7 protein-coding genes are annotated in these 13,018 nt (G+C 42.0%); 4 read left to right on the top strand and 3 right to left on the bottom strand.

Features of this window, described 5'->3' with window-relative positions; genetic code table 11:
• Positions 1-59 precede the first annotated feature (59 nt).
• The 3 genes from B1L02_RS04440 to B1L02_RS04430 all read left to right on the top strand — a co-directional run bounded on the left by B1L02_RS04440 (position 60) and on the right by B1L02_RS04430 (position 2,647).
• Complete coding sequence (locus B1L02_RS04440) at positions 60-338, top strand: peptidylprolyl isomerase (protein WP_010378882.1); 279 nt, start codon at positions 60-62, stop codon at positions 336-338.
• A 91-nt stretch (positions 339-429) separates the two neighbouring features.
• The gene (locus B1L02_RS04435; protein ID WP_010378880.1) at positions 430-693 is read left to right on the top strand and encodes a GrxA family glutaredoxin; all 264 of its coding nucleotides are present in this window, start codon (positions 430-432) and stop codon (positions 691-693) included.
• 130 nt (positions 694-823) lie between these two features.
• Entirely contained in the window at positions 824-2,647 is a 1,824-nt protein-coding gene (locus B1L02_RS04430) for a DEAD/DEAH box helicase (RefSeq protein ID WP_088530079.1), read from the top strand.
• Positions 2,648-2,714: 67 nt separating this feature from the next.
• On the opposite strand, the gene B1L02_RS04425 is transcribed toward B1L02_RS04430, so the two are convergent.
• A complete protein-coding gene (locus tag B1L02_RS04425) occupies positions 2,715-3,545 on the bottom strand; it encodes a M90 family metallopeptidase (protein WP_088530078.1) in 831 nt (276 codons plus the stop codon).
• 264 nt (positions 3,546-3,809) lie between these two features.
• Here B1L02_RS04425 and B1L02_RS04420 point away from each other — a divergent pair, with 264 nt between their 5' ends.
• Positions 3,810-6,146: a DEAD/DEAH box helicase gene (locus tag B1L02_RS04420; protein WP_088530077.1), complete on the top strand. Its 2,337-nt coding sequence runs from the start codon at positions 3,810-3,812 to the stop codon at positions 6,144-6,146.
• 476 nt (positions 6,147-6,622) lie between these two features.
• On the opposite strand, the gene B1L02_RS04415 is transcribed toward B1L02_RS04420, so the two are convergent.
• On the bottom strand, positions 6,623-9,361 hold the full coding sequence (locus B1L02_RS04415; RefSeq protein WP_232003135.1) for a TonB-dependent receptor plug domain-containing protein: 2,739 nt from the start codon (positions 9,359-9,361) through the stop codon (positions 6,623-6,625).
• Between the two features lie 499 nt (positions 9,362-9,860).
• On the bottom strand, positions 9,861-12,728 hold the full coding sequence (locus B1L02_RS04410; RefSeq protein WP_088530076.1) for a TonB-dependent receptor plug domain-containing protein: 2,868 nt from the start codon (positions 12,726-12,728) through the stop codon (positions 9,861-9,863).
• Positions 12,729-13,018: the final 290 nt, after the last annotated feature.

Genomic DNA, 13,018 nt, shown 5'->3' with positions numbered 1-13,018 from the left:
TTGCCATAGGCGCGCAAGCTCTGCATGATCGCATTTATTTTTATAATGAGAGTCCCTTCATGCCTAAAGCGTGCGCCTATCATATATTAGTTAAAACCGAAAAAGAGTGTTTAGACATCAAAGCCAAACTAGCCAAAGGTGCTGACTTTGGCAAATTGGCAAAACAACATTCCCTTTGCCCTTCTAAAAAGCGCGGTGGTGATCTCGGTGAATTCAACAAAGGGGATATGGTGAAGGCCTTTGACGATGTGGTATTCAAAAAGCCGTTATTTGAAGTGCACGGCCCAGTAAAAACCAAGTTCGGCTTCCACTTGATCAAAACCGTCTATCGAAGTTAATCGCTTTTTTGAATTAATCTCATCATTTTAATTCAATTTACCTTCATGATTAATCCTCTATACTGAAGCTATTCACTTAGAGGAGAAGAATATGTTTACTGTTATTTTTGGTCGTGAAGGTTGTCCGTTTTGTGTCCGTGCAAAAGAAGTGGCTGAGCGTTTAACCCAAGAGCGTGATGATTTCAATTTTCGCTATGTTGACATCATTAAAGAAGGCGTGAGCAAAGCCGACCTTGAAAAGTCAGCGGGCAAACCTTGCCCCACCGTACCTCAGATTTTTATCGACCAAGATCATATTGGTGGTTTTACTGAATTCGAAGCCTATGCAAAAGCCAATTTAGGCCTTTACCAGTAAATTCCACAATCTCGGGCAGATTAAATTTTAACCAATATCAGGCACATATAAAATAGTGTGAATTTATGCAAGCTTTTGTTTTATCTTTCCTGTACAATTCGCGCCTCTTTAAAATAGTTGAGGCGCATTAATGTCAGAACCAGTCACGTTTGAATCTTTAGACCTTTCACCTGCAATTTTAAAAGCAGTCGAAGAGCAAGGATATAAAACACCTTCTGAGATCCAAGCTCAATGTATACCGTTATTGCTAGAAAGAAAAGACGTACTGGGACTAGCGCAGACGGGTACAGGTAAAACGGCAGCATTTGCACTGCCATTGTTAAACCAAGTAGACGCATCCGTTAAACAACCACAAATCCTTGTGCTTACGCCAACGCGTGAGCTAGCTATTCAAGTTGCTGAAGCATTTCAGCAATATGCTAAATATACTAAAGGCGTTGAAGTATTGGCGCTTTATGGTGGCCAAAGCTACGGCATTCAGCTAAGTGCTCTACGCCGTGGTGCCCAAATTATTGTGGCAACACCAGGTCGTTTGATTGACCACATCAACCGCAAGACGATTGACCTTTCTGGTCTAAACGCGCTTGTGCTTGATGAAGCAGATGAAATGCTACGCATGGGCTTTATCGATGATGTTGAAAGCATCATGGAGAAAACACCGGAAGAGAAGCAAACTTGTTTGTTCTCTGCGACTATGCCTAAGCAGATCCAATCAATCTGTAATAAGTATTTAGACAACGCTGAACAAGTTAAGATCACTCCGCGAAACTCTACAGTATCAACGATCGAGCAAGTTTACTGGCGTGCAACTGCACACAAAAACAAAGCTATCGTGCGTTTCTTAGAAGCGGAAGATTACGACGGTGCTATCGTGTTCGTACGTACACGTAACGACACTGTTCAGCTTGCAGAGTTACTAGAGCGCGAAGGCTTCTCAGCTGCACCGCTCAACGGCGACATGAACCAACAGGCGCGTGAGCGCACAGTAGATCGTCTTAAGAGCGGCTTACTTGATATCGTTATCGCAACAGATGTTGCCGCACGTGGTCTTGACGTAGAGCGTCTAAGCCTCGTTGTTAACTACGATATCCCACAAGACTGTGAAGCTTATGTTCACCGTATCGGTCGTACAGGCCGTGCTGGTCGTCAAGGTAAAGCAATCTTGTTCGTTAAGAACAACGAGCGTTACTTACTTAAGAACATTATGCGTCATACGCGCTCTGATATTGCACAGGTTGAATTACCAAGTGCAAAAGTAGTTGAAGAAAAGCGTATTGGTGCATTAGAGGCTAAAATCTCTACAGCGCTAGAGCACAAAGACATTGAGTTCTTCTCTAAAGTGGCATCAGGACTTGCTCAAAAGCTAGAGCTGAGCCAAGAAGACTTAGCAGCAGCGCTGTTGTGTCTTGCTCAGCAACAAACGCCGCTGAAAGTTGAAGATATTCAAATTCAACAGCGTGAGCGTAGAGAACGTGACGACCGTCGTGGCGAGCGCCGCGACAGAGACGGTAGCCGTGGTGAACGTGGCGAGCGTGGTGAACGCAAATCTCGTAGCCGTGACCGTGCATCGGGTCCAATGGATACTTATCGTATCGAAGTGGGTCGTGACCATGGTGTTCAAGTTAAGAACATCGTTGGTGCTATCGCAAACGAAGCGGATATCTCAAGCAAGTTCATCGGTGAAATCCGTCTGTTCAATGAACACAGTACGGTCCAATTACCGCAGAACATGCCAAGCGATGTGCTTGGTCACTTCAAGAGCGTTCACATCTGTCAACGTCCTATGAATATGACTAAGAGTACTCACCCAGCTGATCAAGGTCAGGGCAGAGGCGAAGAGCAAAGAGACCGCAAGCGTAGCTTTAAAGACCCACGTAATGGTGGTGGCGATAAGCGTCGTCCTGAAGGTCAAAGAAGAGAAAAACGCGAAAGAAAAGAAATTAGCTTTTCTTAATCGAAGTTCTTAAGAAAAAACCGCTCAACTGAGCGGTTTTTTTATTTTAGCTATCGTCAAGTATGCATTAATGTCGTTGCCAATCTCTCGGTTCAAACTGATAGTAGTCTTTCAGCAAATTGTATAGCTCTGGGTTTTCTTGTCTGAGCTCGTAGGGTTTTTCAATAAACGTTTCTGTTACCACGGCGAAAAACTCCGCTTCGTTTGTCGCACCGTAAGAATGAATCGCATGAGGCATATTGTAAGACAGCTGCATTTTTAAGTGCTGATAGGCCTTTGATAGCACTCTCCCCCAGTCTTGGTAATTCATTCCTTCAGGTAACGCAGGCGTCCCATTTGTTGCACCAGTCTGTTGGTCAAGTTGATGGGCGAACTCATGAAACACCAAGTTGTGACCATCCTCGGGTAATCGATTTCCCTCAAGTACATCGTGCCAACTCAGCACTAAAGTACCTCCAGGCCAAGATTCTCCTTGACGAACCGTTTGGTGAAAACTAACCAAACCAGCACCATCTCTAGAAGTTTGTGGCGCATAATAGCTGCTGGGATACAGTAATATTTCTTTGACATTGGGATAGAGTGGCCAAGCTTGCTTAAGTACCAGTAAACAAGCATCTGCAGCAATAATTAAAGTCATTGGTCGTGACACCGTTAACCCATCTCTACCAAGTACACGTTTTTCGCCAAGAAACCACACAATATGTTTTTCTAACTGTGCGCGATCAGCATCTGTCATATTACGATAGATAGGCATATATTTTAGCAACACCTGCTTATCTGACGCACTCAGCGTTTGCTCTTGGTATTTTCTTTGCCACCGCAGTCTTTGAATTTTTTCCCAGTTCCAATACAGAGAAACAAATAGAATAAGGCCGATAATAAGCACTATTTCTATCATGGCTTTTGGCCTTTATAAAATAACCTAAACTAGGAATAATAACTTGTTCTCTAGCAGTTGCTAGCTATTGACGCTCAAATTTGCCTTGTATTAAGAAGAACACCTGGCTAGAGTTGAATAATGTTAGAAGGCGTATTTTGTATCAGTTTCCTAACTTCTTATTCCGAGTTCAGGTTGAATAATCCATCAAATATTAATTGGTACTGGCTCCCGCTTTTTCAAGCAAACTTTGTTACTATGGCGAAAAAATGCAAATGAACTGCTATGTCTTTACCCATTGAATCTTTACAGCCTCAGTTTACTCAAACACTAAACGAACAAAATGCGATTGTTGTATGTGCCACAACAGGTTCAGGCAAATCAACCCAACTACCGCTTTGGGCCTCACAACATGGCAGAGTATTAGTCATTGAGCCTAGACGTATTGCTTGTACCTCTTTGGCTGAATATGTCGCGGAGCAAAGTGGCTCCTCTCTTGGACAAAAAATAGGCTTTGCGATCCGTTTTGAAGGTAAGTTTTCACCGGACACTCAGGTAGTTTATGCAACGCCAGGCGTCGCATTAAGGTGGTTTTTCGAGAGCAAGCTTGCAGAATTCAGCGTCGTTATGTTGGATGAATTTCATGAAAGACGCTGGGACATGGATTTATTATTGGCACTCTTAAAGCAGGCTCAATCACACAAACTAATCGTTACCTCGGCGACATTAAACAGCCAAAAATTAGCATCGTATTTAGATGCTCCTATCTTAGAATCTGAAGGATTTATTTACCCTGTTGAAGAGTATTTTCACGCTCCCGAGCCAAGATCTATGCCCCACAAAGAGCAACTTGATGCACGAGTTTTTGCCGCTTGCCAATATGCACTGCAACATTGCCAAGGCGATATTTTAGTCTTTTTACCTGGCAAGGCGGAGATCCAAGCAAGCTTGGCTAAAGTGAAAGCGCTGCCAACGACTACCGTTGGCTTATATAGTGGCTGCAGCCCAGAGGCTCAGCACATCGCATTAACCGCGCAAAGTACACGTCGAATTATTCTCGCAACCAATGTGGCAGAAACCTCCCTTACCATTCCTAATGTCACTTGCGTGATTGACTCAGGGCTTGAGCGCCGTACTCATTTACGCCTTGGAAAAACCGTATTAGGCTTAGATGCGATTGCAAGAGATTCAGCAAAGCAACGTCTAGGACGCGCTGGACGCACACAACCAGGATTATGTATCCGGTTATATGGCCAATATGCGCCATTGATAGACAGCACCCCGCCTGAAATACAAAGAGAATCCTTGGCAGAGCTCGTACTTGCGGCGGGCTGCGCAACAACGGGCGTCTCGTCTATCGATTTTATCGACCCACTCCCAGAAAGCTCACTAAGTAAAGCTAAACAGCAGCTTATAGCATTAGAAGCCATTAATGAACAATATATAGCAACTCCGCTTGGCAAGCAGTTATACCCGCTGCCCGTCGATTTTGAGTTTGGTTATGTGATCCATAAATTGGCTTCAAACACGCTGCGCCAAGCTGCTATTGACCTTATTTCGCTTCTATCTGTACCTGCCCGAGTCTACCAGCTGCCTAATAATGTAGAGCGCTTAACAAGATTAAATAACCGATTTACTCGAGGCTCTGATATAGAAATCGCTATCGCGGTGGTGAGAGGACAAACCGAAGAATTAATTGATATTACGCCTGAGGCGCTCACAGAAGCACAGCAATTTAGCACGCAATTGCGTGAAGCATTTGCACTACCGCCTTTGGATAAAGCAGCCAGTTTTGATCATGACAAACTCGTCATTGAGTTAGCTAAGCTAATGCCACATTGGGTTTATATCAATAAGCAAAACCGTCGCAATGGTTTTAATAATGGCTTCGCTGAAGTCATGCCTTCAAACCATACTCGCGCCTCGGGAGAGGCAGAAGCATTACTGGTATTAGATACTTTCTCACTCGCTGGGAAAGGCACCAAGCAAGCTAAAACACTCGCGATGTGTAATGCAGGACTAACGAAAAAGCAATTACTTGAAATGGGACTCGGCAACCAAACATTGCACTCGGCCTACATTGATAATGATGAGCTTTGGGGTGAGTTTATTACGCATTACAGTGACGAGGTTTTAGGCCGAGAAACTAAACGTCTTGATAACCCAGAGAATGTTGTTTATGCCTTAGTATCTCTGATTCAAAATAATACGCTATTTCCAGGTTTGGCCGAGCAAATAGAAGCTAGTATTGAGCAGACTGCATTGTTCTATCAATTCCATGGACGCGATGAACTTGTACCCACACTCAACTACTTTTTAAGTGAGAAGCTAACGGCTCTTGGTATTGAAAGCTATGACGATCTAGAGCTAATCAGCGAACAAGACTTGCTATACAATGAAGTTGAAACGTGGGAGTTAATACCATTTATTGAAAAGTTTCCGCTAACATGGTCAATTCCTGAGCTGACTATGGCGGTAAACTATAACTTTAAAGGAAAAAGAATCGAGCTTACTCATGTCAACGGTACAAGGAAAGAGGCACCAAAAAGGTGGGAACTGCCAGCCTGGAGTGGCTTCAAAATACGCTATCGTAAAGCCAGTAAGGTCGTCGATGTAAGTTAGCATACATGACTTTTGGATGACGAATAACTTATACCAATTAGCTTAATTAAGTGATCTATTTTGAGGCGAGAAAATCTTGTCGATAACTAGGCGAAAATTTTGCTATTTAGTTGTTCTAAATGAGAAATTTTTAACGCAGTTAGCGTCAGATTTGTTCCTTCAAATTGAGCAAGTATTAAGACTAATTGGTATTATATAGTTAAGCACAGGTAGATCTTTATGTTGCTTTATACAATGGCGCATTAAACCAACTCAATTAATTAATTCATCTACTTGTAGGCAGGAAAATCTTCAAAAACAAAAAAGCCGCTCATTGAGCGGCTTTTTATCACTATAAAAATTATAGCTTGATGTTCACACCAACAGTAGCGCGACGACCGATTGGATCGTACCAGCTAGTGTCTTCAAACGCTAGAGGGTGTCTAGGTGGTGTTCTGTCGAACATATTTTGAATACCGAAACGTAGATCTACATTTTCAATGTATACGATAGTTCATTGATAAATCGAACGTTGTATAAGATGGAATATCGTTATAATCGTGTTGCTCGATGTTCCAGCCGTTACGGTCATTTACAGCACTGTGACGGTAGTTTGCAACTAACACAGCTCTGAAATCTCCGTACTCATAGCTAGTGTTCAAGCGACCGCGCCATCTCATGTGATCTTGCTCACCAGTGTTCACAAGTAGGTCGATTGGGTTACCAGTTTGGTTAATTTCATAGTTTTCAACATAAGTTGCTGTTAGCTTAACACCAAACTCACCAAAGCTAGTTTCGAAATCATATACAGACTCGATATCTACACCGCTCTTCTTCTCTTCAGCTGCGTTTAGAGAAGTTTGGAAGAAGCTAACCACTTCATGATTTTCATCACGAGTAATGAAACCACAGAAAGGATTATCTAAGCTATCAGCTCTGTAACAGTTTCTAGCTAAACTTGTGTAGCCGTAGTTTTCAATCGCGTTGGTAATTTCAAAGCTCCAGTAATCAACAGTGATATCGAAGCCTTCTAGTGATGTAGGTGTATAAACGAAACCTACAACCATATCTTTTGACACTTCGTTGTCAAGGTTGTTATTGCCACCTAGCTTACCTTCCATACTACCGCTATCACGCCATGTCTGAGATGGCATCCAACCTTCAGGAATACCTGCTGCAGCACAGTTTTTGATTACGTTTGCTTTATACTTTTCATCAGTATTCTGAATCGTGTTAGCAGCACATTGGTCATAACGACCTGAACTATATTGTGTACCTGCCGCAGAGTATAGCTCTTCGATGTTAGGTGCACGTACAGACTCAGCAACAGTTGCACGGAAACGGATATCGTCATTTAATTGGTAAGTTAGACCCACTTTATATGCGGTGTCACCACCCGTTGATGAGTAATCCATATAACGATATGCAAGCTCTAGATTAAGCTCTTGTGCCCACGCTTGATCAGCTACCAATGGAACAATTACTTCAGCCGCATATTCTTTAACGTTAAGTGCACCTGAGTATGCTAAACCAGAGTTACCAAAGATAATACCTTTGCGAATACCTGTGCCTGGCTCTTCATAAGCTGAGTCACGACGCCATTCAAAGCTAAATGCTGTGCCGATTGGGCCTGCTGGTAACTCATACACATCGCCTGTAACCGTTGCGCCAAAGCTTGTTTGTGTTCCACCATGCTCTGCTGTTGCAACAGTAGAAATGTACTCAATTGCTTCTGCTGAATGCTCTGGGCTACCTAAGAAGTTAATAGGAGCACAACCACTAAGCGCACCGACTACCTCACCAGCATCGTTTCTGTCGGCACAAACAACATTACCTTCAAACATAACTGCATCAAGTGCGTTGTATAGGTTTTCTTCAATTACTTCACCAAACCACTTAGTATCTTGCTTTAAGCGGCCGTGTTGAAAGTAAGTTGAGTATGACCAGTTGTCATTGATATAACCGTCTAAACCAATAGATGCACGGAATGTTGAACGCTCTTGGTCATACTTACGTGGACCAAAGTCATTACTTAAACGACGCATAGAGATTGAATCAGCACCGTTTTCTTCCATTAAGTCGCGAAGATCTTGCTTAATGAAAGCATTATCTTTACGGATATTTAGTGAACGCCAGAATACCGGTGTACTTTGACCAAATGCAGAGCTTAATGAATACACAGTATCAAAAGATAGACGGTGATTATCATTAATCTCATAATTACCCGCAATGTTAAAAGTATGACGCGTTAGCGGTGTACGGAAGAATTCGTCAGCGCCTTCTTCTAGGCCATCTCTATATTCACCTGCGTAGTAACGGTAAAGTGAAGCAGTTGGGTCACTTGGAAGATAACCACTACCTGTGTCAAATTCACGAAGAGCTAGATTTTCATCGAAAGTCCACTGTTTACCACCCAAGAAAAACTCACTTGACTCATCATATAAGCCATAGTGCTTTTTGCCTTCATAAGGAATATTAGCAGGGATACCATCATCGCCACTTGTATTATTTGGGTTAGGTACTGAAGAAACAGGGTTGTCATACCACCATGATTTATCACGCTTAGCCATTTGTTTTTGGTCAGCAAAATCATAGTTGAAGATAAAACCACCACCATCGAACTCTTTACCGAAAACAAGTGAAGCAAAAGTTTGCTCACCACCGCCTTCAAATGGACGAGTTGTTGCAGCGTCAATCTCAATACCGTCAAAAGAAGTACGAGTAATGATATTAACAACACCAGCTACCGCATCAGCACCGTATACCGCTGATGCACCACCTGTCGAGATTTCAATACGCTCGATCATTGAAGTCGCGATGTTATTCAAATCTACAGTGTTATCACCAGCAGAACCACCGATAAAGCGACGGCCGTTAACAAGAACAAGAGTACGACTAGAACCCAAACCACGAAGGTCAGTTGTATTTAGACCGTTGGCATAGATATAGTTATTAGAGTTTTCAGGACTTAGGCCAACCTCTGCAGCTGGCATTTCAGATAGGAAGTCGTTTACGTTACTAACGCCCGCGTTTTCAAGCTCTACTCTACCGATAACAACGACTGGAGTTGGTGCCGTTGCAGCGATACGCTTGATCTTTGAACCAGTAACTTGAATACGTTCTACTTCTTCAGTGTTTTCTTCAGCTGATACTGCAGCGCTTGCAAGTACGGCAGTTGATGCTGCACCGAAAGCGATCGCTAAACGAACAGCTTTGCTTACTTTATTATTCAACATGATTGATGATCCCTGATTTTTATTTTAATAAACAAAAACTCAATAAAAACAAAAGATTAAGATAAGATAAATCTAGTTTCTAAAATTGCTTGAGTTATTGTGTCGAGGCTTATACTACTTTTAGTACCAACATAGGGTCAACAATCATTTCATAAAATAAACCCAAAACGGCATAATTTTAACATTAAATTTCACTTTTCTCTTTTATTTTCATGACGTTATAAAAGTAAAAATAAGTTCACTTTTTTTGTCACTTTTGTAATTCATCGCAAAAAACCACACTTTATGCAACAGTAAAGGTACAAAGACTACATTTACACACGGCGAGGCATAACATTCGGTAAACATAGAAAACTCATATCAACAATAAAATAAACAACTATCGAAGAGCTTGTTATAGATTGAGTGGATTTAATACGAGAAGGGGGAGACTGGAATGTGAGATTAAAAAAAATCGACCTCAACTGAGGCCGATTTGGGTCAAAATTGCTAAATTCGGTTAGAACTTTTGAGTTACACCCAAGAAGAACTGACGACCGAATAGCTTGAAGTTACTTTCATCCGTGTTCGCGTTGAACGCTGTTTCGATATAAGGAGGTAGCTCGTCTGTTAGGTTTCGGATACCAGCTTGCACTGTTGTGTTTGTATCAAATGAGTATTGTGCCGTTAAATCGTGATACACATATGAATCAACTTTAGCAACTAAGCCTGCCAATGAATCATAATTATCACGCTTAATGTAAGTTAGATCACCGTACTCTAGACCTGATTGGTAGTTTGCTGCCCACACAACACGAAGATTGTCTAGGTCATAACGTAGATTGAATAAGATTTTATCTTCAAAATAAGATGTGTCATCTTCAAATTTGCCAACTAGATCTTCAACGATAAAGGTACCTGTTTCACCATCAAAGTTTTCTTCGCCACGCTCTAAGAAGTGAGTCCATGATACGCTAGCTACAAATGCACCGAAGTCTGTGTCAAATGAATAGTTCACATCAAGATCGATACCACGAGCAGTCATGCTTTGTAAGTTTGTTGTACGACTGTCTACACGATCAACCGAGCCATCAAAGCCACGTGAGATTTTTGCACACATATCTTCGATAAGACCAGCATAACAACCCTGCAGAATATCATCAGTTGCTAGAGAACCAATTTTACCGTCAATGTTGATATCCCAGTAATCAATAGTAATACCTAAGTTTTCAACAAAGTCAGGAGCCCACACAAAACCAATAGTGAATGTTTCACCTTCTTCAGATTGAACACCTGTGTTGCCGCCTAAACGTGTACGAACTTGCGCATCTGCACTGTTGTGGCCGCCAGCTGGAGCACCCATTTCAAGACATTTAGCCTGACCTGCTGCAGATAAACCACCAATGTTTGCCGCAGAACACGGATCTGAAGCGCTTTCAAATGAATCAAGCTCTGGCGAATACAAATCGCTTAGCGTTGGTTCACGATATACTTCTGAATAGTTTGCACGGAACTTTAAGCCATCAAAAATGTTTGACTCAATTTTAGCCATCCAAGAGAAGTTTGAACCTGTTGTGCTAAAGTCATCATAACGTGCGCCTAGTGTCAAATCTGCAGATTCAACACCTAAATCACGTACTAACGGGATCAAGAACTCTGCAGACGCAGCTGTATAATTCTTAGATAGACCTGTTAGTGGCTTACTAGTATTACCAGTCACTGAGTCAAAGAACTTGCCAGAGTCATTTACTTGTTCAAACTCAGTGGTGTAATACTCAAGGCCAAATGCACTTGAAACATAACCAGCAGGGATTTCAAATAGCTCACCAAACACATCTACACGAACTTGGTGGAATGAATCATTGTAGTGATCGCCTAGTGGTGCAGTAATGTAGTCAAGCATCTCTTGAGTCACAGTACCTGGGCCACCAAATACATTTAACGATACACAATCAGAAATAGGTGCGTCAGGCGTACCACATACCACATTACCAGCGTCATCTTTGAATGATGGACCTAAAGCTTTTGCTAGGTGTGGGCCGTAAAGCTGACCAAAGTCAGTATCTTGAAGGCTATTTGCACCATAGTTGTAGTAAGCATCAAACTGCCAGTTGTCGTTAATTGCGCCCTTTAGACCTGCAACTTGTTGGAAACGAACATAATCTTGTTCGAAGTAACGACCACCTTCTAGCATACGACGACGAGAACGATAAACATCTTCACCGAATGGGTTGTAGTAGTTATCAGCTGATACACCATTAGCTGTCGAGCCATTTGAAAGGGTGACTACATAACCTGGATCATAGGCTGTGTCGAAAGGTACAGCTGCAAGCTCCTGTTTTGAAGTACGCTTGTTGATACGTGTTTCTGTATATACAACAAGGTCATCGTTTAACTCAAATGAAGTATCTACAAAGAAGTTAATCACTTCAAAAGGTGTTTGCATTAAGTTTACTGGGTTGTAGTTGTAAGTATCGTTTACTTCACCACCGCCGACAAATGGACGCATATCACTTAGAGAAGGCTTACCGTCACCACCACTTGGACATTTATCGTTGGTAAAGTTACCCTTACCTTCAACGTAGAAGTTACCACAAGGAGTAGAACCAGAACCTAAAATGAATACGTTCGCATTGTCACCATCTGGAATTAAACCGTTCTCGTAAAAGCTCTTAGCACCTTTTTCTGAGAGCACCTGCCAAGGATACTGGAAGAAGTTAACGTCTTTCACATCACCCTGATAGATTGGATCCTGCTTGGTATAATCGAAACCCACAGTGATATGGCCTGCATCGAACTCTTTACCACCAACTAGTTGGAAGCTTTGCTCTTTACCACCGCTAAACATATCATACCAAGACGTTGTTGCTTTAACTTCAACACCAGTAAGTTCTTTTTTGGTGATGATGTTTACAACACCAGCCATTGCTGACGAGCCATACGCCACCGAGGCACCATCTTTTAGGATTTCGATACGATCGATCATTGCAGCTGGAATATTCTGGAAGTCAGAACTTACAGGCTTACGACCGTTGATGAGTACTAGCGTACGCTCTGAACCCAAACCACGTAGCTCTACAAATACACCACCACTACCGCCATTGTTACGCGTTGTTGTTGCTGGTGATCCAGACATAACTGGATTCGATTGAACAAATTCACCAACGTTGCTGATACCCATATCGCCAAGCGCTTCGCCGCCGATAACAGTGATTGGAGCTGTAGATTCTAGGTCGGTGCGCTTTAAGCGAGAACCTGTAACTTCAATGCGCTCAACGCTTTTCGCGCCTTCTTCTTCTGCAACTGCATTGGTTGCAAACACGGCAGCGCTAGCGCCACCAAACGCGATTGCTAAGCGAACCGCCTTAGTTAACTTATTGTTTAGCATGTGAATCACCCTGAATTATCTTATTGTAAATAAATTGTATTAATTATTATTTTGCTGCCTTTTAATTTCTAAAATAGCAACATTAGGGCAGAATATTAAACAAACACCAGACCAATGATCAAGGTTAATTATACTGTTTTTTGCAATTACCATTTTAAGGCACAACAACACCAAGCAATAACTAATTGAATTTAAGTTACAAATTACAAAAAATATTTAAGTTGAAAAAATAGAATCCCTAAAAACAGAACAATAGAGTGATAATCGAGCAAGAGGTGGCTTTTAAGTTA

It is taken from the genome of Pseudoalteromonas piscicida (assembly GCF_002208135.1).
Taxonomy (GTDB): Bacteria; Pseudomonadota; Gammaproteobacteria; order Enterobacterales; family Alteromonadaceae; genus Pseudoalteromonas; species Pseudoalteromonas piscicida_A.
Note: the sequence above shows the minus strand (reverse complement) of the source record. Positions and strands in the feature narration are given on the sequence as shown.